Source organism: Candidatus Firestonebacteria bacterium RIFOXYD2_FULL_39_29, from assembly GCA_001778375.1.
In the GTDB taxonomy this organism is placed as follows: domain Bacteria; phylum Oederibacteriota; class D2-FULL-39-29; order D2-FULL-39-29; family D2-FULL-39-29; genus D2-FULL-39-29.
In genome coordinates this window covers 12,016-34,367 of sequence record MFGV01000075.1, presented here as the reverse complement: position 1 = coordinate 34,367, position 22,352 = coordinate 12,016, and the positions used below count along the sequence as shown (strand labels likewise).

Here is a 22,352-nt window from a genome sequence, read left to right as displayed (position 1 = left end):
ATGGAGTTCCGGTATGAGATTGTTTATTGCTATACACCTTTCCGAAGAAATAAAATCAAAAGTAGAACAAACAATCGTGTCTCTAAAAACGGCAAACGCTGATGTAAAATGGATAAATAAAGAAGCTCTTCATCTTACCCTGAAATTCCTTGGAGATACTGATAAAAGCCGTGTTAAAGGGATTATACCTATGCTCTCAGAAATAGCCAAAGCATCAAAACCATTCACCATTATTACAGGAAAACTAGGAGCTTTTCCGGAAATAGAAAAGCCGAAAGTACTGTTTTCAGGATTTTCCTCCGGGAAAGATGAGACAATCGCTTTATCAAAAAAAATAGATGAAATGCTCGTTAAAGCCGCCTTTAAACGCGAGGAAAAGCCCTTTAACCCGCATATAACTCTTGGAAGGTGTAGAAGTGTAACAAACATCTCTAAACTCTCAGAAAGCCTATTAAACACTGTTTTTCCGGAAATAAAGCAGAAGGTAGAGGCATTCTACTTAGTCAAGAGTGAACTCGTGGGAAATACAGTGGGATACAAGGATTTGGCAGAGTTTAAGCTTAAAAATAGCAGTTTGTAAAGTTCCTAAAGTTTGTAATGTTTATAAGGTTAAAGATCGGGATGGATATTATATAAGACTTAAATACTGTTATCGTAAATATTTATCGAGAATTTTGACCTTATGAACCTTAAAAACCTTATAAACTATTTCTTTAATATTTGCTGTACCAGCAATTTTGCTTTTGGAGCGGCGACGTCCATGCCTTTCCCGCCGGTTTCACAAATTATAGCTACTGCAATTTCCGGATTTTCTGCCGGGGCAAGGAAGATAAACCAACCGTCAAGACCTTTTTTGGAAGATCTCGCTGTACCTGTTTTACCTGCGATCGTAATATTGTCAACTTTAGCTTTTTTCCCGAGTCCGTGAACAACAGCATCTATCATAAGTTTCTTAACAGTTTCAGCAGTTTCTTTTTTTACGGTATTCTTTAATACCACAGGGTCATTTTTATAAATTATATCCCCTTTAATGTTTTTGATTTCTTTTACGAGATAGGGCTTCATACAAATCCCGTTATTAGCAATTGTAGCCGCAAGCATAGCTGCTTGAAGAGGCGTTATTTTATAATTTTTTCCCAAACCGTTGGCTTTTTCAGCAACCTCAAATTTATTTTCCGCTTCAATTCCTATTGTGCTGGCTGCAACAGGCAGCTGCATATCAAAGGGATTGTTAAATCCAAATCTGTTGGCAAAATCAACCAATTTATCATTCCCGATATAATTTCCGATAGCGGCAAAAGCGACATTGCAGGATAAATCAATAGCTTGCTGAATATCTTTAACACTTCCGTGTTTTTCCCAGCACCAGAAGGTTTGTTTATCTATTACTACAGAGCCTTTACAATTTACCGGAAAAATATCTTTCATGTCTGCATTCGATTCTATTGCTGCTGATGTTGTAATAATTTTACATATAGAACCCGGTTCATACAGCATTTCAAAAGCACGATTTAAAAACACTTTATTTGAATTGTATTTATAACTGTTAAATTTCTTATCTATTCCACTGGGGCTGAATTTTGGATGGCTGACTGCCGCTAATATTTCCCCTGTTTGAGGTTTTAAAATTACAATTGATCCCATCTGGTCGTATAAAACTGATGTTGCAGCCTTTTGAAGATTTAAATCAAGAGTAAGCGTAATCTCGTTACCCGGAATATATTCTCTTAAAGCATATTCAATTCCAAATTTTCCAAATTCTTCAGAGTTCATACCAATTATTTTATCAGTAGCGCTTTCGGCAGGATACAGAGATTTTCCGTGTTTAACATCTTTTTTAAGAAGGGGTTGAGCATTCCTGTCTAAAACACATACAATACTTCCGGATTCCTTTTCTTTTTTTGCTTTTTCAAAATAACTGATTATTTGCGTATTTTTTGGACTGATATTCAAGGCATTTTCATAAGTATCAATGGCTTCTTTTATTTTTCCCATACCATGATAAGCCAATCCCATCCCAAAGACACCTTTTAAATCCCGCTCGACAATTTTATTCAAGTGTTCAAATTCTGCAAAAGCCAGAGAATATTTTCCCTTAGAAATATAATCAAAACCTGTATTTCTATGATCAAATATTCCACTATTGGTAACCTTTTTTTCTTCTGCTTTTGTATAGAACTCTTTTGCTTTATCAACTTCACCTTTATGTACATATAAATAACCAAAACCATCATATGTAAGAGCATTTTCCGGATCAATCGCCAGTGCTTTGTTTAGCTCATCCAAACCGGTATCATAATTACCTTTTAATATACTGTTTTTCGCTGTCTTTAAATGGTTGGTAATCTTAGAACTCTTGAAGAATAAAGCTTTAACCCCAAAGAAAAGCCCAATAAAAACAATGATTATTATGACTACTTGCAAAGTACGGCTTCTTCTTGCCTTATTGGAAAATAAAGGATTTCTCCTTAATATTGGCATTATTTTGCTCCTTTTTGATTCGGATATTACATACTACTAAACTTGAGAATTTTTGTCAAGTGCAATTTATATTGAAAATACTATTGACAAATAAGGTCTTTTTGTATATAATTCTCTAAAGATAGTAAATCCTTGTGAAAGGATTAAAAAAACGGAGGTGCCTAAATGGCAAAAACGGACATAGTACAGAAGATAGCAGATATAGCAAAGATCAACAAGGCAGAAGCAGGAAGAGCGCTGGACAGTTTGGTTGCATACATAACAGCGGAAGTAAAGGTTGGTAACAAAGTGAAAGTAGCAGGACTTGGTACGTTTGTAATGAAGGAAAGAGCAGCAAGAAAAGCAAGGAATCCGAAAACCGGTGCAATGGTTGACGTTCCTGCGAAAAAAGCTGTTCGCTTCAGAGCAAGCAAGTCTCTGAAACAGGCAGTAATCTAACATAAAGTTTAACAAAGAAGCCTCTTTTAATTAAGGGGCTTCTTTTTTTCTAGCTGCAGTCGAAGGCGATTTTACTTGTGTTAATTTAAAATCAAACCACAACCTATAGCGTGCAAATGAATTATGATGTAATTATAACAGGTTCCGGACCTGCAGGATCTACCGCAGCAAATCTCCTTTCTAGAAAAGGTTTTCAAGTATTGCTCCTCGAAAAAACTATTTTTCCAAGAAAAAAAATATGCGCAGGGGGCTTAACTCCTAAAACAATCAAATTATTAAATGAAATAGATATTATTTCTTATAAAGAACTTTTTTCTGATACAGTCAATATTAAAAAAATAATAGGGGTAAAAGTATTTCTTGAAAACCTAAGCTATACCGGGACTTTTGAAGGTGATTTCGGAGCCACTGTCAACAGAAAATATTTTGATGAATTGCTTGCGAAAAAAGCTGTCAAATCCGGGGCAAAACTCATTGAAGCAGCGGAGGTTTTTGAGCCCATACTGGAAAATGGCTGCGTTTGCGGTGTTAAATATAAAAAAGTTGAAAACAGTCTGGTATTTGTAAAAGAAGCACGCGCAAAAATAGTCATAATTGCAGAAGGAGCATCTTCCCCTGTTACAAGGATACTGTCCGGTTTTAATAAACATCATTTAGTTAGAGCTGTAAATACTATTTGTGAACCGCCTAGGCCTGGAGAAAAAGAGCATTTTGAGTTTTATTTTGACAAAACGCTTCTTCCCGGTTATTTCTGGTATTTTCCTTTTGTTTCCGGAAAAGAGTACGGTTTTGCCGGCTTTGGACTTGAAAAAAATGTAAATCTAAAAAAAGAATACTTTCAAATGCACGAGAAATATTTAAACGGAGTAAAAGTCCTTACAAAACCGCATACCTGGATTATTCCATGTGATTATCCGAAGAAAATAGCAGGTGACGGATGGCTTTTAATAGGAGATGCTGCCGGTCTGGCAAATCCAGTTACAGGTGAAGGAATATATTATGCAATAAAAAGCGGAGAATTTGCGGCCTTAACCGCGGAAAAAGCTCTTCATAAAGGTAATTACAGCTTAAATACCTTAAAGGAATTTAAAATTTTGATTGATGATAGATTCAAAAAGGAATATAATCTTTCTAAAGTCATTAAGAAGCTGCTTCCGCTTGGTTTTCATAAAGCATTTTTTTCTGCCGCAGCGAGAAAAAAGGGGATTTTGGAAAAGTTTATGACCGGAGATATGGATTTTAATAAGATTTCTATTAGAAAGATTTTAAAGTATCTTTTTTTTATTACTTTTATTGCGCTATTTTTTCATGGCTGCGGAACCGCGCCTGCTATAAAAGAAGAAAAAAAAGCATATTATCCGCCATATCAATCCTATCTTTATTATAGCCAAGGAGCGCTGTTATCCCGCAACTGGCTTTTCGATGAAGCAATCGAAAAATACAAGAAAGCTTTAACTTTAGATCCTGAGTCAGAAGTTATAAACCAAACCCTTGCAAGCGAGTATACAAGAATTGGAAAGCCTGATGAAGCATTAAAGATTTATGATAAGTTGTCGTCTCTTAGCGGGGATTTAAAAACACTGCTTCAAAGCGCGGCATTTTATATAGAAAATGATAAATTCGACCGGGCTATAGAGATCTGCAGCAGAATTATTCAAAAAGAACCAATAAGCCCTGATGCTTATTTTTATCTCGGGAATATATATTACAAACAGGATAAAACCGACGAAGCAATTAATATGTTCAATAAAGTTATAGAATTAGATCCAAAGGCAGATACTACTTATTTTAATCTTGGACTGGCTTATGGAAAAAAAGGGGATTTTAATTCGGCAGAGAAAAATTACAAAAAAGCCGCAGAAATTAACTCTGAATATACTTCACCTGTTTTCGCTCTTGGTTTATTATATCAAGTTCAAGGTCAACCTGAGAAATCTATAGAAGTATATAAGAAACTTCTCTCCTTATCAGGTTATGATGCCAGAGTTTATAAAAATATGGGTCTGGCCTACGGACAGATGAAAAAATATAAAGAGTCCATAGAAAATCTCAAAAAAGCAATAGAGCTGGATTCCTCTGATCTTGACAGCTTGCAGAGAGTTGCAGTGATGCTTTATCAGGAAAAGGATTTTAACGGTTCTTTGGAAATTGCTAAAACACTTGCAGCATCCGACCCTAATAATGCGGATGCATATCAAATTATGGGGTCAGATTACACTGAGCTTGGGAAAAAGGACGAAGCTATTATTGCTTATAATAAATTTGTGGAATTAGACTTCAAAAATCCATTGGGATATATCTACCTGTCATATCTCTACGCAAAAAATAACGAACAATCGAAGATGATACCTCTTCTTGAAAAAGGCATAAAGATTATCCCTGATAACATTGATCTTTTGCTGTATTTAGGAGGAGCTTATTATGAGATTAAAAACTACGAAAAAGCTGAAGCTGCTTATAGAGAGATTTTAAAGAAAAAAGAAAACGACGAGCGGACCCTCTATTCTCTGGGTGTGTTATTAGAACATACGGCAAAATATGAAGAAGCCGTAGCTTGCTTTAAAAAAGTAATAGCCATAAATCCTAGATATGCGGATGCATATAACTATGCAGGCTATATTTATGCCGACCGTAACGAAAAACTTGAAGAAGCTGTGTCTCTGATTTCAGAAGCTTTAAAACTCGAGCCTGAAAATGGAGCTTATATTGACAGTCTGGGCTGGGTTTATTACCGTCTGGGGAAATTTGATGAAGCACAGAAAGAAATAGAACGCGCTGTTATAATACTTAAAAAATCGGGATATGAGGACCCTACTGTATTTGAGCATCTGGGAGATATCTATTCGGTTAAAAAATTATCTGCAAAAGCAAAGGAAATGTATGAAAAATCCCTCAAACAAATGGAAAATACTTCTGTAAGGAGAAAACTTGATGAACTTAAAAAGTCTGAGTCTAAATAGTACTTCAATAATTATTGCCCTGCTTATTTCAGGATGCGGAGGCCCTCAGGTTAAACCAACTGAAGCTATAAAGATAAAAACTCTAAAATCTTCCGTAATGGCAACTTATTCCTGTCCCGGTACAAAAATCAAAAAAAAATCCATACTGGCAGTTAAATCTCCCGACATGCTCCGTTTTGAAATAAAGGGATTCTTCAATGAACCTTTTTTTATGATGACCTCAAAAGGCAATAAAATTCAGGCATACTTTGTTCAGGACAATGCTTATTTTGAAGGGGAAATATTTGATTCCGACTCTGATTCTTTAGCTTCGATCTTATTAAATAAAACCGGTAAACTTAAAATAAAAGGACTTGATATAAATTCCGTTTTTACAAGGAAAACGACGGAATCTCCGGATTTGGCTGCAGCTGAATTCAGCTCGGGTGAATACAAATTTTCTTTTTCATTTACGGATCCTATCCTGGACAAAGATATTCCGGACAGTATTTTTGAGTTAACACCGCCAAAGAAGGCGCGCAGAATAAGCGAATCAGAGATTAACAGGTATTTTTCTAAATGGAACAAATAACGCTCAAGTCGTTTGCAAAGATTAACCTGTATCTGAAAGCGGGAAGCAAACGTCCGGACGGTTATCATAATATTAAAACCATTTTTCAGACAATAGATCTTGCTGATGAAGTTACAATATCAAAAACCTCAAGTGATATAACTCTTATTTGCAACCATCCTGAAGTTCCGCTTGACAACAGGAACATTGCCTACAAAGCTGCAGAACTCATCTTAAAGAAAAATAAGATTAAAACAGGTTTAAATATAATTATTAAAAAAAATATTCCTGTAACCGCCGGACTTGGCGGTGGAAGCAGTAATGCGGCGGTTGTTTTAAACGGTTGTAACCGGATATTTGGTTTAAAATATAGCGAAAGTAAACTGGAGGAACTTGCACTAGAACTGGGAAGTGACGTACCTTTTCTGTTAAAAGGCGGTACTGTACTTGGAGAGGGAAGAGGTGAAATACTGACAGATTTTAGACCTGTAGCTGACACCTGGGTTGTTCTCGTAATAGAAGGGAATAAGCCTTCCACCGGCAGGATTTATTCGGAATTTACAAATACATTGACAAACGCCAAAGTATCTGATAAAAAACTGGAAGAATTTAAATTAGTCAAAGAAGCAAAAGGAGGTGACCTGGTAAAGTTACTTTATAACAATCTGGAAGTCCCGGCTGCAAAGTTTTTCCCTGTTTTATTCAAGGTAAAAAAAGATTTACTTGAAGCCGGAGCAATCGGAGCTCTTATGAGCGGAAGCGGCCCGACAGTTTTTGGAGTAGCTGAATCAAAGGCTAAAGCAGAATATATAGCAAGCAAGCTCAAAGAAAAGTATGAACGGGTAATTCCGGCAAAAACAGTAAAAACAGGTGCTGGGTCCTAGGTTCTGGGGATTAGGTTTACGTTTAGGAGTTATTGAATATGTTAATGCCGCGATAATGTAAGACGTTGCGGACCTTTATGGATGTTCTTCTGTCTATATCAGTGGAATCCGGTAGCTTTGTAATCTCCTCAAAAGATCCGCCCTAATAACTGGCGGAAGTGGAATCTATTTCTAAAGGAGTTCTAATGGAAATCACAGAAGTAAAACTACACTTAAGGAATGAAGAAAAATTAAAAGCTTATGCAACAATAACAATAGATGACTGTTTTGTAATACGTGATCTAAAAGTAATACAAGGAAATACAGGGATGTTTATATCTATGCCTTCGAGGAAAAAACCGGATGGTTCATTCAAAGATATTGCACATCCGTTAAACAATGAAACCAGAATAATGATAGAAAATAGAATCCTGCAAGCTTACAAAGACAGCCTTGCCGGGTTGAAAGATAAAAATATTAATGTAGAGCAGGGGAAGGAAGCAAAAAAAGAAGCGAAAGCGGTAACTATTGACGAGAAAATGTCAGATTTAGAAAAAAATCTAGAAAGTAAATTTTCAAATATTTAGAAGTAACTAGAGTAATACCAGGAGCATTTTATTATGCATAAGTTTGGAGATTTCACCCAAGGGTATTATGATGTAAAAGACCAGCTGTCTCATTACCTTCTTAAGAAAGCGGAAGCTTTTTTTGAAAAGGAAGCGCTTGAAAAATCCCGCATTACAACTGTAAAAGAATTTGAAAAAAGACGAAAAAATATTAAAAATTCATTCCTTGCCGCAATTGGAGGGCTTCCTGGCAAAAAAACACCGCTAAACCCCATATGTTCTGGTGTAATAAAAAAAGAGAACTACAGGATAGAAAAAATAGTATTTCAGAGTCAGCCCGAATTTTATGTTACTTCAAATCTTTATGTTCCCGAAAAACTAAAAGGTAAAGCTCCCGGTATCTTACTTGTCTGCGGGCATGCATTTGAGGCAAAATCTTACCCGGTTTATCAGAAAGTCTGTATTGACCTTGTAAATAACGGTTTTGTGGTTTTAACAACAGATCCTATCGGACAGGGCGAAAGAATGCAGTATTACAACCCGAAAACAAAAAAAACAGATGTTGAATGGGGGGTTATCGAACATAGTTATGCCGGCGCTCAAAACATTATAGAAGGGTCCTGCATAGCAAGGTATTTTATTTGGGACGGAATAAGAGGTATTGATTATTTAATAAGCAGGCCTGAGGTTGATAAAGATAGAATTGGGATAACCGGGAATTCCGGCGGAGGAACACAAACTTCATATCTTATGATGACGGATGAAAGAATAAAATGCGCAGTCCCCTGTACTTATTTGACAAACAGATACGAATACATGAAAACAATGCAGTCGCATGATGCCGAACAGAATATCTTCGGCGCGGTTAAAAACGGATTTAATCATGATGATATAATGACGGCTCTGGCGCCAAAACCCGTTCAGATCGGCGCGGTATCCTATGATTTCTTCTGTATAGAAGGAACAATAAAATCATTTGAAAGAGCAAAAAAGATTTATTCGCTTTATGGAGCCGGAAATAATATAAATCTCGTAATAGATGACAGCGTTCATCTTTATTCTGATGTGTTAAGACAGGCCTCGGTTAACTGGTTTAAAAAACATCTTAAAAATGAACCTATGAATTTTGTAACAAGCAAGAATATTGCAACAGAAGAACCCGCGAAACTTAATTGTACGCAAACCGGGCAAATTTTGGATAAATTTCCTGATTCTAATAAGGTATATAATCTGAATGAAACTTTCTCAAAAGAAAACGCGCCTGAAAGAAATATTATTAAGACCGGAAAATCCCTAAATATTTATATTGAAGAAACCCGGGCGAAGCTGATAAATTTACTGCAATTTAATGCCTCCAGGGAGAAGATATTTCCCAGAATAATTTCCAGCGAAACGACAAAAGATCATATTATTGAAAGTCTGTTTTTCTTCGCTGAAAAAGATATCATCGCAACTGCTTATTATTTTAAACCACTAGAAATAAAAACACCCGGCAAAACATATATATTGCTTTTAGAAGGCGGCACAAGCGAAGCTGAGAGTAAACTCTCTATAATTAAAAGTTTTACAAATAAAGGATATTCTGTTTTAGTATTTGATCCGAGAGGGGTCGGCGCCGTGAAAAATCGCAATGTTTCCTGGGGCCATGGAGAAATTTATTGTACTGAATTCAAGTTAAACTACGATACAATCATGATGGGGACTTCTTTAATGGCAATGAGGGTATTTGATATAACTCGGGGGGTTGATTATTTGTACGGAAGAAAAGATGTGGATAAGAATAATATCGGAATAATCGGTTATGGCGCAGCAAGTATATGGGCTTTATGTGCCGGAATATTACAGCCCAAAATAAAGGAATTAATCCTTAATGATATGCTTTTCTCTTATCAGGATATTATTGAAACAAGGCTGTTCAAATATGATAATAAAATTATTTTACACGGGTTTCTTAAAAACTTTGATCTTGTGGATTTAATACCTTGTTTTAGCGGTAAATATATTAAATTAGTAAATTTAAAAGATGCAGGCGGCAATATCAATAAGAATAAATTGAACAATAAATTTGTAAATATTTTAAAAACATATTATCCTGCATATAAGGTTAATATTAACGCTTTGATTAAGTAAGACATGCTCTATATCTTAATATTTCGTTTTTGAATATATTAAACGGGGGATCAATGGCAAAAATTGTATTTACAAAAGAAAAAAAAGGGGAAAGCTCTATCATACGGAAAGTAGAATGCGGTAAACCTTCTGACTTAAAAATTGCTTATATCGGCGGCGGAAGCCGCGGCTGGGCACACGCTTTGATGAATGACCTGGCTCAAACGGTTCATTTTAACGGTGAAGTGAGACTTTACGACATAAATTATAAATCAGCTGATTTTAACGCGAAGTATGGCAATTGGCTTCAGACTAATCCAAAAGCAGTGTCAAATTGGAAATATAGAGCGGTAAAAAATATTAAAGAATGTCTGAAAGACGCAGATTTCGTTTTCCTGTCAATACAACCCGGAAAAATAGAGGACATGGGAGTTGATATTTTAGAACCGATGAAATATGGTATATATCAGCCTGTAGGTGATACAGTAGGCCCCGGAGGGCATATAAGATCACTCCGGACAATTAAGGATTATCTTTTCTTTGCAGAAGCGATAAAAAAGTACGCGCCTAAAGCATGGTGTATTAACTTTACTAATCCAATGACGATTTGCACAAGAACTTTATATCAGGGATTTCCGGAGATAAAAGCCTGGGGCTGCTGTCATGAAGTATTTGGCACCCAAAATCATATAGCGGATATTTACAGCAAGATAACCGGTGAAGAGAAACCGGACCGCGAAGAAATAAAAGTTAATGTACTTGGTATCAATCACTTTACCTGGTTAACCAAAGCTGAATACAAAGACATAGACCTCTTTAAGATGTACCTGGATCATGTAAAAACTCCCAAGGTCACAAATAAACTCGGGAGATCAAAAGGTATAAAAAAAGATCTGTATTTTAACAGTGAAAGCCAGGTCTCTAACATACTGACAAGAAGATTTGGAGCTATTGCGGCGGCCGGAGACAGACACCTTTCAGAATTTGTTCCCTGGTTTTTGTCAAGCAAGGACTCATGCAAAAGATGGGGCTTTAATTTGACCCCGTACTCTTACCGAATAAAACGGTTTAAAGAGGCTCCTATTCAGTTTGCAAAAACATTAAACTCCGGCAAACATCAAGAGCTTTACGGGAGCGGTGAGGAATATATCAATCAGATGATAGCTGTAACAGGAAAGGGCAAATTTACAACTAATGTAAATCTCCCGAATAAAGGCCAGCACAAGGGAGTCCCTCTTGGAGCTGTTGTAGAAACAAATGCCGTATTTTCTTCTAAAGGTGTAAAACCTGTGGAGAGCGGAGCCTTACCTGAAGAAGTTACACAGCTTGTCCTTCGCCATGTAATAAACCAGGAAACAATCTTAAAATCAGTTTTAACAAAAAACGAAGATCTTGCTTTCACCGCCTTTGCAAATGATCCTCTGACAGGAAAGATCGCATTGGATGACGCATGGAAACTCTTTAAAACAATGATAAAGAAAACAAATTTTAAATTTAAGTAAACTATATATCCTTCAGGATTTTAGACTTTACAAACCTTATAAACCTTACTAACTTTATAAACTTACTCTACAGCGCTTTTCTATATGACTCTTTAAAACACACAAATATCATCCCTAAAAACAATACAAAATTCCCAATAAACATTCCGGAAAAACTTTGCATGAAGGGGTTCACTCCGGTATAGGTGAATATTATCGCCAAAGCGAGGCAAAGAGTTAATATCAGCTTCCCGATCCTATCCGCATAAATGTCGGTAATGTAGCCTACTGAAACATAGTACGCAAATAAGACCGTAATATAGTGGCTTAGCCACGATGAAGGTGAAATATAAAGTATTAAAAAGAATACTATTGCGTATTCGAACCTTGCTACTAATTTAAACTTCCTTGTTCTCCAAAGCGCAGCTGCAGAGAGTAAAAGTAAAACTGCTTTCACTATTAAACCTACCCTTTTCATCTGCTCCTGTGAGAATTTCGAAATATCAAGATGACTGTGCAGCCAGCCGGGGTAGTTTACAATTCCAAGGTCAGTAAAATGTCTTACCAAAAAGGCATCCAATGATTGGTTTGGATGTGTATAGTAAACCGTTTCTCTAATTATTGCGTCATTCTTGAAGAACGGAAATACTACAAGTTTTACGAACTCTCCCGAAAGATACCACGCTCTTTCAAAACCGTAAAACAAAGAGGGTATAATCAGGAAAAATACCGGAAGACCTATTAGCGTGGCGATAACAGCTTTATACTCTTTTCTGTATAAAAAGTAGATTATAAAAAATGCAGGGGTAAGCTTTATTGCCGCAGCAGCAGCAATAAAAAGACCCGAAGCTATAGGATTTTTATTTTCCAGCAGGTAAATAGCAGAAACACAAAGGAAAAAGACAAATATATTTGCCTGTCCAAGATAGAGATTGTCAGCGACTATCGGGAGAGCGAGAATGAATGGTAAAAACATCTTTGTCCGGCTCTTTGAGTCAAATCTGAAAAACGTACTTTCCGGGTAGATCAGCTTTAATATCATGGCTATCGAAAATGTCAGTATTGTTACGCTAAAGCAATACCAGAGCGCCAGGGATACTTTAACGGGGAAAATTGCAAAAAAGATTATGATGTTGTAGAAAAACGGAGGGTACGAGAAGGCAATATACCTTTTATAAAGGTCGATATTACCGTAAACAGTTTCCCTGGCTATCTTCCAGAAGTTCAAGTAGTCCACTGTATGTCTTGTCAAAGTATAAACAAGTAAAAGCAGAAAGAAACCCGCAAGGTATAGCGTGGTTTTTTTATTTAAAAGCGCTTTTAAGTAGGCTGCCATATTTTTCGTATCCTTGATTTTTCGATAAAGAGAATTATAAATAGTGCGATCATGAGAATGAAATTTCCGAGGAACATCCCTGAGAAGCTTTGAGCATCCTTACCCAAAGAAGAAAGAGCCATAAGTGTAAAACAGATAATCAAGCTGATCTTCATGAACATTCTTCCGAAATAACTGTTGGAATCGTCCCGCATATAATTAGCAGTGACATAATAGGCAAAGAAAACCGGCACAAAATGATTTAACCAGGAAGCAGGCGACAGGAAAAGAATAAGCAGGAACATAAGAGCGTATTCAAATTTTAGCAAATGAGGATTTTTCTTTTTACTGCTCGTAAAGGCAAGAGCGGCAACGGCTACCAGGAAAAGTTTTATGATAAGGCCGAGTTTTTTTATCTGGACAAGGGTCATATTTGCAGGGTCAATAAGATTGTGAAGGCCCCATATCGGATAATTATTCTTACCGAAATCCGTAAAGTGCCTGCCTAAGAAGCCGTCAATAGACTGGTTTGAATGCCAGAACCCCGTAGTCCCGCGGATAGCGACGTCATTATTTACGAAAGGCATGATGACTGCGCGGACATAGTCTTGAAGGTAGATCATGGTTTTCGGTACGCCGTATACCACAGAAGGAACCATGAACATGAATAAAAAAACACCGCCGATGGTCCAGGGCAAAACTTCGTAATCCTTTTTATATAGAAAGTAGATCAAAAATAAGACCGGCGTTAGTTTTACGGAAATCGCTAGTGCAATTAAGAGCCCGACGGCCCAGCTTCTGTCTTTAAGATGGTTGTAGATAGCAGCAACGCAGAGGAAGAAAGAGATGATGTTTGCCTGTCCCAGCCATAGGTTGTCACAGATTATAACGGCGCCGAGAATAAAAGGAAGGACATAATTCCCTGTTTTTAAATGCTTTCCCTGGTTCCAGCCACCGTCATAGCGTTCGCCGAATCCCAAGATATTTGAGGATATAATAATAGTAAAGACCACCAGGAGCATCTGCATGATATTCCAGAAGAAAAGAGCTACTTTGTAGGTGAAAATAGAGAAAGCTGAGACCAGACAGAAAAAGAAGAGTGGTTGGGAAAAGTCCGTGTTAACATAATATATGTCATAACCAGGGGTGAATATCGCATTACGGCTGATCAGCCAGAACTGGTAAAAGTCCACCGAATGGCGCGTGAGGGCGTATATAATATTGGCAAAAAAGAACAGCCCTAACCAGAAAGTGCTCTTTTTTCTAAGAAGCTCCGAAAAGTCTTTTAGCATAAAAAACATTATACATTAAATATATTTTGTTGACAATATAAATAAAATACTGTAAAATACTTAAAACGAAAGCCTAGATAAACCTACGATGATAATAAAAACTAATCAGTAGTGCAGTTAAATCTGCAAGTCAAACGTTTAAAATCAAAACGCTTTTCAGGCTTTTAGAAAATAGAAATTTTGCTTTAATCAGTGGAATCAAATGATATGTAATCTGTGGAATCGCTCTAATAGGAGGAGTTTTAATGGATATAATTGAACTAAAGAAGAAGAAGATCGCAGAGCTTTTGGAAATCGCGGCGGAAATGAAGATTGAAGGTGCAAGAGGGTTAAAAAAGCAGGATCTCATCCTGAAGATTGTCCAGACCAAATCAGAAGAGGTAAAAACCGATGCAAAAGTAAAAGACGGTCTTACTTTTAAAGACGGTGTTCTTGAAATACTCCCTGATGGTTTTGGGTTTCTAAGATCGGATGCCTATAATTACCTGCCGAGTCCCGACGATATTTATGTCTCACCTTCCCAGATTAGAAAATTTGACCTGAAAAAAGGTGATACAGTCGCAGGTCAGGCAAGACCGCCAAAAGAAGGCGAAAGATATTTTGCCCTGCTAAAGATAGAAGCTGTAAACGGCGAACCGCCTGAGTCGGCAAAGAAACGAATATTATTTGATAATCTTACCCCGCTTTACCCTTTTAGAAGAATAAAATTGGAGAGAGAAAAAGAACCGTTGGAAATTGCAATGCGGGTTATGGACCTTATTGTGCCGATAGGTAAAGGCCAGAGAGGTTTGATAGTATCCCCACCCAAAGCCGGTAAAACAATTCTGCTGCAAAAAATGGCCAACAGTATAACAATGAATCATCCGGAAATCAAACTCATAATACTTTTAATCGATGAGCGCCCTGAAGAAGTTACAGACATGCAGCGTTCAGTTAAAGCAGAAGTTATAAGTTCTACTTTTGACGAACCGGCCGAAAGACATGTGCAAGTAGCAGAGATGGTTCTCGAAAAAGCAAAACGTCTTGTAGAACATAAAAAAGATGTTGTAATTCTGCTCGATTCTATTACCCGTCTTGGCAGGGCGTACAATACAGTCGTTCCTCCCAGCGGCAAAGTTCTCTCGGGCGGCGTTGACAGTAATGCTCTGCAAAAGCCAAAAAGATTTCTGGGCGCCGCGAGGGATATTGAAGAAGGCGGCTCTCTTACTATAATCGCAACAGCGCTTGTGGATACCGGAAGCAGAATGGACGAGGTTATCTTTGAGGAATTCAAAGGTACCGGAAATATGGAAATAGTATTGGACCGCAAGCTCGTTGACAGGCGTATTTTCCCTGCAATAGATGTAAATAAGACTGGCACCAGAAAAGAAGAACTGCTTTTAACGGAAGGCGAACTCAAAAAAGTCTGGACTTTAAGGCGGCTTTGGAATACAATGTCTCCTGATGAAGCCATGAATCTTTTAAATGATAGACTGAGAAAAACGAAAAGCAATAAAGAGTTCCTGAGTACTATACGCGAAGTATAGGAGGTTTTAGATTATTCATGCCAAATTCATCCTACGAGCTCATCCGCCTAAAAGATTGGCGGACAGGCTGCTCGGGGTTTTCTTTGGCATAACGTCATAACAAAAGAAATCCAAAGGAGAAGATGCAATGAAAGAAAAAATACACCCGTCTTATAAAGAAACTGTAATAACCTGTACTTGCGGTGCGCAAATAAAGACCAGATCTACAAAGCCTGAACAAAAAATTGAAGTATGCTCAAATTGCCATCCTTTTTATACGGGACAGCAAAAATTCCTTGATGTAGCCGGGCGCGTTGACAAATTCAGAAAAACTTTCAAAAAAGCCGGAAGTACTAAACCGGTAAAAGCGGCTCCCAAAAAAGTTGCCAAACCAAAAAAGAGAATAGTAGCGGCTGAAGCATAATATAAATGGGGTTCCTTGACAGTTTGACAGACATAGAGCGAAAGTATAATGAGTTAACAGATGGTCTGTCTGACTCCAGGGGTGGTTTGGATTATCAGACTAAACTTAAACAACTTGCTACTCTTGGCGCTATTGTCGAAAAATATAACGAATATAAAAAGGTCGTTGGAGATATTACCGGTTCCAACGGCCTTTTAATTTCCGGCGATAATGAAATGAAAGAAATGGTCAAGGAAGAGTTGAAAATCCTGGAAGAAAGAAAAACCCTGCTGGAAAAAGATATAAAATTCCTTCTGCTACCCAAAGATCCCAACGATGACAAAAATGTAATCGTAGAAATAAGAGCAGGTGCGGGCGGGGATGAATCTGCCCTTTTTGCAGCAGAATTACTCAGGTTATATACAAGATACGGAGATGCCCGTAACTGGAAAACAGAGATGTTATCCAGTAATCCTATCGGCATCGGCGGTTTTAAAGAGGTAATTTTCCAGATTACCGGAAAAGGTGCCTTTAGCCGCCTAAAATATGAAAGCGGAGTGCACAGAGTACAGCGAGTACCGGCTACCGAGGCCTCGGGAAGAATTCACACTTCTACAGTTACCGTTGCAGTTTTACCGGAAGCTGAAGATGTTGATGTAAGTATTAAACCTGACGATCTTAAAATAGATACTTATTGCGCCGGTGGTAAAGGCGGACAAAGCGTTAACACTACTTATTCCGCAGTTAGGATCACTCACATTCCGACAGGTATAGTTGTAACCTGCCAGGATGAGCGCTCCCAGCTAAAGAACCGCGAAAAGGGAATGAAAGTATTAAAATCCCGTTTACTGGCTCAAAGAATGAAAGAACAGCATGATGCCATTGGTGATGAAAGACGCTCTCAAATAGGAACAGGAGACAGAAGCGAAAAAATACGAACTTATAATTTCCCGCAAAATAGAGTTACAGACCACAGAATTGGCGTTTCAATATATAACCTGCCGGAAGTAATGGAAGGCTCAATTGACGGGCTCCTGGATCCTTTGATAGAAGTTGAACATGCGGAACGTCTTAAGGAACTGGAAGTGACCGGAAAATGATAATAAGTTCTCTTATGATAAACGCCTGCGGCACTCTAAGAGGATCAAATATAGCGGACGCAGCAAAAGATGTTGAACTTTTCTTGTGTGAGATCTTAAAATGCAAAAAAATGGATCTTTACATGAACTCAAGAAATACCATACCCGCGGAACAAATTGATATTTTCAATTCATATATATCCCGCCGTTTAAAGAGAGAACCTGTTGCCTATATACTCGGTAAAAAGGGTTTTCTGGATTATGAACTTATAGTTGATAAAAATGTTTTGATCCCCCGTCCGGAAACCGAGCTTTTGGTGGAGACGTGTTTTGATATGATAAGAAAAGATGTTAAAGGTTATGAGATACTCGATCTTTGCACAGGTTCAGGCGCAATCGCTGTAGGAGTTGCAAGAAAATATCCTTTTGTAAAAATGACAGCTTCGGATATTTCCAAAAAGGCTCTAAAAGTGGCAAAAATAAATGCGCAGAAACACAAAGTAGAGGATAAAATTAGATTTTTACACAGCGATCTTTTTAGAGGTCTTGATAAAGAAAAGAAATTTCATCTCATTATCAGCAATCCTCCCTATGTAGCAAGAGAAGAAATGAAAAGCTTAATGGATGATGTCAGACTTTTTGAACCAAAAGAAGCTCTGGATGGCGGCAAAGAAGGGTTAAAATTCTATAGAGAAATAATCAAAAGAGCTCCTTATTATTTGCATCCAAACGGATTTCTCGCGCTGGAAGTCGGGTATAATCAGGCAGGCTTGCTAAAAACAATGTTTATTGACAGCGGCAAATTTGATATAATGAAAACAGTCAGAGATTATGCGATGATTGACAGAATTATAGTAGTAAAGGTAAAAAATGGATAAATTTATAGTGGAAGGCGGGGTTGCCTTAAAAGGAAGAGTTAAAATATCCGGCAGTAAAAATGCCGCCCTGCCGATAATAGCCGCGACCATTCTAACAGACAAAGAATGTATACTGAAAAACATTCCTCATCTTAATGATACCAATGTAATGAACAAACTGATTAACAGCCTTGGGGGAAAAGTAGTTTTTGAATCTAATACAGTGAGGACAAATAATAAACTCATTAAAAAGTTTAAAGCCCCATATGACCTTGTAAAAACCATGAGAGCCTCCGTTTATGTAATGGGAGCCCTGCTCGGACGGTATCATAAGGCCGAAGTCGCAATGCCCGGAGGTTGTATCATAGGAGAACGGCCTATTAATCTGCACCTTATGGGATTTGAAAAACTCGGAGCAAAGATAAAAATAGAGCACGGATATATTAAAGCCACCGCAAAAAAATTAAAAGGAGCTGATATATATCTGGATACGGTAAGTGTAGGTGCAACAGCAAATCTTCTGATGGCTTCCGTTTTAGCAGAAGGAGAAACAATATTAAGAAATGCAGCTCAAGAACCGCATATACTTGACCTCTGTAACTTCCTAAATAAGATTGGAGCAAAAATAACAGGGGAAGGCTCCAATACTATAACTGTTCAGGGCGTCAACTCATTAAAAGGCGGCACTTATCAGGTCATATCTGATTATATTGAAGCAGGCACTTTTATGGTTGCCGCAGCAATTACAAACGGAAAGATAACACTTGAAAACGCCCCTACCGGTAACTTGGAAGCAGTCAAAATGAAGTTACTGGAAACAGGAACAGAGCTCAAAGAGACCGGGAAAAACATTACTATCCGGGGAATCAAAACACCAAAACCGTCAAATATTGATACTGCTCCATATCCCGGTTTTCCGACAGATATGCAGGCTCAATGGATGTCCCTGATGGCAGTTTCATCAGGAACCGGTATAATAAACGAAACCATCTGGGAAAAGCGCTTTATGCATGTCCCGGAGTTAAACAGAATGGGTGCGAGCATCTCAACAAAAGGCAACACTGCAATTGTAAAAGGCGTTAAAGAGCTTTCCGGAGCCCCTGTAATGGTCTCAGACCTTCGAGCAGGTGCGTCACTGGTCTTAGCAGGACTTCGGGCCAAAGGCACAACCGAGATTTCTAGAATATATCATCTCGACAGAGGCTATGAGAAAATAGAGAAAAAGCTTGAAGCTCTGGGAGCCAGGATAAAGAGAATTAAGTAAAACGCCACGCCCTTACGGACGTGGCGTCATTTCATACTTGAGCTATGCTCAAGCCAAAGGAGTATCCTCCTTTGGAATCCTCTTGTGAGCGGAGCCTATTTATTATACGCGGTTTTTTGATCCACGGGCTTACGCCAGTGGTTTTCAAAACCGCCTGCACAATAAAACGAGGGAAAAGAAAGGAATGGAAAAGAATAAATATACAATACTGGCAATTGATGATGAAAAGTTGATAAGGGATTTGATTTCCGATTTATTACAGCATTATGGTTACAATGCCGTAACCGCAAGCAGCGGGACAGAAGCAATAGCCCTTATAAAAAATTCTCATTTCGATGTAATACTTTGCGATATTTCGATGCCCGGTCAGACCGGTTTTGAGGTGTTTGACGAGGTCAAGAAAATAGCACCTGAAGCAAAGTTCATTTTTGTATCCGCGTTTGACAATCAGGAAAATATTAATAAAGGTATGAGTATGGGCGCAAAAGCTTTTATAGGAAAACCCTTTAGCCCTGACGAACTTCTTGATGTTCTTGAAAATATTTTAAAAAATTGAAAACAGGACAAGCCAATGGACTGTAAGAAGAAAACCAACTTAACAGAATGCAACTGTACATATCAGTGTTCCCGCAAGGGAATCTGCTGTGAATGTGTCACATATCACCGCGCTTCCGGAGAACTACCCGCCTGTTATTTCACCAAAGAAGGTGAAGCAACCTATGACAGGTCAATTGAAAATTACAAGAAACTGCAAGGAAGATGAAAAACAATAAATTAATGTTTCAATCACGTAAAAACCGAGAACCTTCTTTTACTAGAGAAAATATCTTGTATTTATCAATATTTTTGATATAATACTAGAACAAATTTTTATTTAAGTTTAATTGAAAATGGGCCATTAGCTCATCCACCTAGGTGGACGACTCTTAACAAATATTAAGAGGCGAAAATAGTCTTAATAACATAGAAAAGATAAAATTATATTGGATTAAAGATGGGCCATTAGCTCAGCTGGTAGAGCAGCCGACTCTTAATCGGGAGGTCGTGGGTTCGATTCCCCCATGGCCCATATTTATTCAATACCCTGTTTTTAATAGTATTTAAGGACAGGGCAGTGAGAAAGCCCAAAGATTATAATCATTAAATTTCAGTAATTGAAAAATGGGCTATTAGATTATCCACCTAGGTGGACGATATTAATCGGGAGGTCGTGGGTTCGATTCCCCCATGACCCACCAATTTTACAGAATGTAAAATTGGTGGAGAAATTGAACAATAGACGTTAGAATACATATAAAAATAATTTCGATCTATTGCTCGATTTTCTATTTTCAAAGTTTTTATTTGATTATAACCTCGACCTTAATGTATTTAAGGAGCGAGGGTGGCGGAACTGGCATACGCGCTGGACTTAGGATCCAGTCCCTCACGGGTTGCGGGTTCAACTCCCGCCCCTCGCATTATAATTACTGATAGCTAATAACTAATAGCTGATTATAGAAGTGAATAGGTTTGATAAAAGATTTACGATTTGCTATAATACTAAACATGCGGGCGTAGTTCAGTGGTAGAATGTCTCCTTGCCAAGGAGAAGGTCGAGGGTTCAAGCCCCTTCGCCCGCTCCATAATTTTGCTCGGCAAAATTAGAGCAATAGAAAATCGACAATAGAAATTAGATTATGGAATGATTATTATTTTTATGAGCTCTAAATGTTTTTAAAATGTTTGGTCGTTTGCCTTATAGACCTTACAAACCTTAAAAACTTTATGAACGTTGTTCTTGTTTAGGGCGCTTAGCTCAGCTGGTTAGAGCACTGCCCTTACAAGGCAGGGGTCACAGGTTCGAGCCCTGTAGCGCCCACCATGAAAGTGTTTAAGAATTTACGATTGACGAATGACTAATTAATGAAGGCGGAAGAAAGCCTCCGCCACATTTATAAATTCTTGATCATTGTTTAGAATTTCGAATTTAGTGCTTAGAATTTGCTTTTAGAGTGGGGTCGTGGTGCAGCTGGTTCAGCACGTCTGCCTGTCACGCAGAAGGTCGCGGGTTCGAATCCCGTCGACCCCGCCAAATTTATCCGAAGGATAAATTTGGCAGAGCGGTAGCGGTCAATTGCTCTATTGTTCTATTTTCTTGTTCCGGGGTGAAACAGAAGTAAATTAATCAGTAGGTTGTTTTTTTTGTTCTTATTTAATATTCGCGGCATCTTTACGCCGTGTACATAAAATCGTCAATTGTCAATCGTAAATCGTCAATTTTTTCACTTGGGGTGAAAATGGAATTAAACGAACACCGCATCGGTCACCGCGAGCGCTTACGCGAGCGTTACCTGCGCGCCGGATTAGAAAGTTTTCACGACTATGAAATAGTCGAACTTCTTCTCACATTTGGCACTCCAAGACGGGACGTTAGAATGATGGCAAAGGAGCTTACAGAGCGATTGGGAGGGCTTAGAGAGGTTCTGGATGCATCTCCTGACGAGCTAACAAAGACAAAGGGAGTGGGGAAGAACAACTGTATAGCCATCTGTCTGGTAAAAGACATCCTCTCAAAATACCTGGAACAGCGCCTTGAAAACAAAAAGTTCTTATGCCGTTCTTCCAAAGAAGTATTCGATTACCTGTACGCATCTATGAGAGGCCTCGAAAAAGAAGTCTTTAAAGTCCTCTACCTGAATGTCAAAAACAACCTGATAAAAGCCGAAACCGCCTTTGAAGGCAGTCTTACTTCCACCTCAATCTACCCCAGAGAAATAGTCAAGAGAGCCATCTCCTGCAAAGCCGCCGCTTTGATATTCGCCCACAACCACCCGTCCGGCGAAACCGACCCCAGTGAAGCCGATAAAGAAATCACAAAGAGCTTAATCACCGCAGGCACCATCATGGAAATGAAAGTACTCGACCATATCATTATTGGAAACAACAAATACTTTAGTTTTGCTGATAACAGCTTAATTAGAGAGTACGAGTTACTAGCACGTGCCAACGCTTCCAGGACCCAAAAATGAAGTGTTGAACATATAAGGTCTTAGACAAGGCAAAGCTTTCTTGTAAGAATAGCGGCTATCCTATTGCTCACCATTTTGCTGAGGTCAGCAAAATCGTGGAAGCGGGAGTTGCTTCAAATAGTTAAAATGGTGCTGAGCTGTCGACAATTTGTCGACAACTGCAAGAGGGAATACGGAG

At 38.1% G+C, this 22,352-nt stretch carries 18 protein-coding genes and 5 tRNA genes; 20 read left to right on the top strand and 3 right to left on the bottom strand.

Going from position 1 to position 22,352, the window contains the following annotated elements:
• The first annotated feature begins 13 nt into the window (after positions 1 to 13).
• Positions 14 to 580, top strand: coding sequence for a 2'-5' RNA ligase (locus A2536_05475; protein OGF44989.1), 567 nt, complete (start codon positions 14 to 16; stop codon positions 578 to 580).
• 125 nt (positions 581 to 705) lie between these two features.
• Here the strand turns inward: A2536_05475 and A2536_05470 are convergent, their stop codons facing one another.
• Positions 706 to 2,481, bottom strand: coding sequence for a hypothetical protein (locus A2536_05470; GenBank protein ID OGF44988.1), 1,776 nt, complete (start codon positions 2,479 to 2,481; stop codon positions 706 to 708).
• 165 nt (positions 2,482 to 2,646) lie between these two features.
• On the opposite strand from A2536_05470, the gene A2536_05465 reads away from it, so the two are divergent.
• From A2536_05465 to A2536_05435, 7 genes are all read left to right on the top strand, one after another.
• The gene (locus A2536_05465; GenBank protein OGF44987.1) at positions 2,647 to 2,919 is read left to right on the top strand and encodes a DNA-binding protein HU; all 273 of its coding nucleotides are present in this window, start codon (positions 2,647 to 2,649) and stop codon (positions 2,917 to 2,919) included.
• Between the two features lie 116 nt (positions 2,920 to 3,035).
• Entirely contained in the window at positions 3,036 to 5,879 is a 2,844-nt protein-coding gene (locus A2536_05460) for a hypothetical protein (GenBank protein ID OGF44986.1), read from the top strand.
• The gene (locus tag A2536_05455; protein ID OGF44985.1) at positions 5,851 to 6,450 is read left to right on the top strand and encodes a hypothetical protein; all 600 of its coding nucleotides are present in this window, start codon (positions 5,851 to 5,853) and stop codon (positions 6,448 to 6,450) included. The genes A2536_05460 and A2536_05455 overlap by 29 nt, the downstream gene beginning before the upstream one ends.
• Complete coding sequence (locus A2536_05450) at positions 6,438 to 7,313, top strand: 4-(cytidine 5'-diphospho)-2-C-methyl-D-erythritol kinase (GenBank protein OGF44984.1); 876 nt, start codon at positions 6,438 to 6,440, stop codon at positions 7,311 to 7,313. The genes A2536_05455 and A2536_05450 overlap by 13 nt, the downstream gene beginning before the upstream one ends.
• A gap of 185 nt (positions 7,314 to 7,498) precedes the next feature.
• Complete coding sequence (locus A2536_05445) at positions 7,499 to 7,879, top strand: septation protein SpoVG (GenBank protein OGF44983.1); 381 nt, start codon at positions 7,499 to 7,501, stop codon at positions 7,877 to 7,879.
• 33 nt (positions 7,880 to 7,912) lie between these two features.
• A complete protein-coding gene (locus tag A2536_05440; GenBank protein ID OGF44982.1) occupies positions 7,913 to 9,988 on the top strand; it encodes a hypothetical protein in 2,076 nt (691 codons plus the stop codon).
• A 101-nt stretch (positions 9,989 to 10,089) separates the two neighbouring features.
• Positions 10,090 to 11,469: a hypothetical protein gene (locus tag A2536_05435; GenBank protein OGF45026.1), complete on the top strand. Its 1,380-nt coding sequence runs from the start codon at positions 10,090 to 10,092 to the stop codon at positions 11,467 to 11,469.
• Between the two features lie 67 nt (positions 11,470 to 11,536).
• Here the strand turns inward: A2536_05435 and A2536_05430 are convergent, their stop codons facing one another.
• Both A2536_05430 and A2536_05425 read right to left on the bottom strand, forming a co-directional pair.
• Positions 11,537 to 12,784, bottom strand: coding sequence for a hypothetical protein (locus A2536_05430; protein OGF44981.1), 1,248 nt, complete (start codon positions 12,782 to 12,784; stop codon positions 11,537 to 11,539).
• Entirely contained in the window at positions 12,769 to 13,791 is a 1,023-nt protein-coding gene (locus A2536_05425; protein ID OGF44980.1) for a hypothetical protein, read from the bottom strand. The genes A2536_05430 and A2536_05425 overlap by 16 nt, the downstream gene beginning before the upstream one ends.
• Before the next feature lie 509 nt (positions 13,792 to 14,300).
• On the opposite strand from A2536_05425, the gene A2536_05420 reads away from it, so the two are divergent.
• From A2536_05420 to A2536_05365, 12 genes are all read left to right on the top strand, one after another.
• Positions 14,301 to 15,581: a transcription termination factor Rho gene (locus tag A2536_05420; GenBank protein OGF44979.1), complete on the top strand. Its 1,281-nt coding sequence runs from the start codon at positions 14,301 to 14,303 to the stop codon at positions 15,579 to 15,581.
• 127 nt (positions 15,582 to 15,708) lie between these two features.
• Positions 15,709 to 15,984 carry a 50S ribosomal protein L31 gene (locus tag A2536_05415; GenBank protein OGF44978.1) on the top strand — a complete coding sequence of 92 codons (276 nt, stop codon included), beginning with the start codon at positions 15,709 to 15,711 and terminating at the stop codon, positions 15,982 to 15,984.
• 5 nt (positions 15,985 to 15,989) lie between these two features.
• The gene (locus A2536_05410; protein OGF44977.1) at positions 15,990 to 17,063 is read left to right on the top strand and encodes a peptide chain release factor 1; all 1,074 of its coding nucleotides are present in this window, start codon (positions 15,990 to 15,992) and stop codon (positions 17,061 to 17,063) included.
• Positions 17,060 to 17,920, top strand: a complete 861-nt coding sequence (locus A2536_05405) for a protein-(glutamine-N5) methyltransferase, release factor-specific (GenBank protein OGF44976.1) — start codon at positions 17,060 to 17,062, stop codon at positions 17,918 to 17,920. Before A2536_05410 ends, A2536_05405 begins: the two co-directional genes overlap by 4 nt.
• Positions 17,913 to 19,163, top strand: a complete 1,251-nt coding sequence (locus A2536_05400) for a UDP-N-acetylglucosamine 1-carboxyvinyltransferase (GenBank protein ID OGF44975.1) — start codon at positions 17,913 to 17,915, stop codon at positions 19,161 to 19,163. The genes A2536_05405 and A2536_05400 overlap by 8 nt, the downstream gene beginning before the upstream one ends.
• Before the next feature lie 184 nt (positions 19,164 to 19,347).
• Positions 19,348 to 19,719, top strand: a complete 372-nt coding sequence (locus A2536_05395) for a hypothetical protein (GenBank protein OGF44974.1) — start codon at positions 19,348 to 19,350, stop codon at positions 19,717 to 19,719.
• Positions 19,720 to 20,159: 440 nt separating this feature from the next.
• A tRNA-Lys gene (locus A2536_05390) sits at positions 20,160 to 20,232 on the top strand.
• A gap of 309 nt (positions 20,233 to 20,541) precedes the next feature.
• Positions 20,542 to 20,623: transfer RNA gene (locus tag A2536_05385), tRNA-Leu, on the top strand.
• Positions 20,624 to 20,713: 90 nt separating this feature from the next.
• Positions 20,714 to 20,788: transfer RNA gene (locus A2536_05380), tRNA-Gly, on the top strand.
• 162 nt (positions 20,789 to 20,950) lie between these two features.
• Positions 20,951 to 21,027: transfer RNA gene (locus tag A2536_05375), tRNA-Val, on the top strand.
• Between the two features lie 132 nt (positions 21,028 to 21,159).
• Positions 21,160 to 21,237, top strand: a tRNA-Asp gene (locus tag A2536_05370).
• A gap of 205 nt (positions 21,238 to 21,442) precedes the next feature.
• Positions 21,443 to 22,174, top strand: coding sequence for a hypothetical protein (locus A2536_05365; GenBank protein OGF44973.1), 732 nt, complete (start codon positions 21,443 to 21,445; stop codon positions 22,172 to 22,174).
• The last annotated feature ends 178 nt before the right edge of the window (positions 22,175 to 22,352 follow it).

Coding starts and splice junctions, on each gene's coding strand:
- A2536_05365 (OGF44973.1), top strand. CDS start 21,443: ATGGAATTAAACGAACACCGCATCGGTCACCGCGAGCGCTTACGCGAG.
- A2536_05420 (OGF44979.1), top strand. CDS start 14,301: ATGGATATAATTGAACTAAAGAAGAAGAAGATCGCAGAGCTTTTGGAA.
- A2536_05440 (OGF44982.1), top strand. CDS start 7,913: ATGCATAAGTTTGGAGATTTCACCCAAGGGTATTATGATGTAAAAGAC.
- A2536_05455 (OGF44985.1), top strand. CDS start 5,851: ATGAACTTAAAAAGTCTGAGTCTAAATAGTACTTCAATAATTATTGCC.
- A2536_05430 (OGF44981.1), bottom strand. CDS start 12,784: ATGGCAGCCTACTTAAAAGCGCTTTTAAATAAAAAAACCACGCTATAC.
- A2536_05445 (OGF44983.1), top strand. CDS start 7,499: ATGGAAATCACAGAAGTAAAACTACACTTAAGGAATGAAGAAAAATTA.
- A2536_05475 (OGF44989.1), top strand. CDS start 14: ATGAGATTGTTTATTGCTATACACCTTTCCGAAGAAATAAAATCAAAA.
- A2536_05465 (OGF44987.1), top strand. CDS start 2,647: ATGGCAAAAACGGACATAGTACAGAAGATAGCAGATATAGCAAAGATC.
- A2536_05395 (OGF44974.1), top strand. CDS start 19,348: ATGGAAAAGAATAAATATACAATACTGGCAATTGATGATGAAAAGTTG.
- A2536_05400 (OGF44975.1), top strand. CDS start 17,913: ATGGATAAATTTATAGTGGAAGGCGGGGTTGCCTTAAAAGGAAGAGTT.
- A2536_05415 (OGF44978.1), top strand. CDS start 15,709: ATGAAAGAAAAAATACACCCGTCTTATAAAGAAACTGTAATAACCTGT.
- A2536_05450 (OGF44984.1), top strand. CDS start 6,438: ATGGAACAAATAACGCTCAAGTCGTTTGCAAAGATTAACCTGTATCTG.
- A2536_05460 (OGF44986.1), top strand. CDS start 3,036: ATGAATTATGATGTAATTATAACAGGTTCCGGACCTGCAGGATCTACC.
- A2536_05410 (OGF44977.1), top strand. CDS start 15,990: ATGGGGTTCCTTGACAGTTTGACAGACATAGAGCGAAAGTATAATGAG.
- A2536_05405 (OGF44976.1), top strand. CDS start 17,060: ATGATAATAAGTTCTCTTATGATAAACGCCTGCGGCACTCTAAGAGGA.
- A2536_05425 (OGF44980.1), bottom strand. CDS start 13,791: ATGCAGATGCTCCTGGTGGTCTTTACTATTATTATATCCTCAAATATC.
- A2536_05470 (OGF44988.1), bottom strand. CDS start 2,481: ATGCCAATATTAAGGAGAAATCCTTTATTTTCCAATAAGGCAAGAAGA.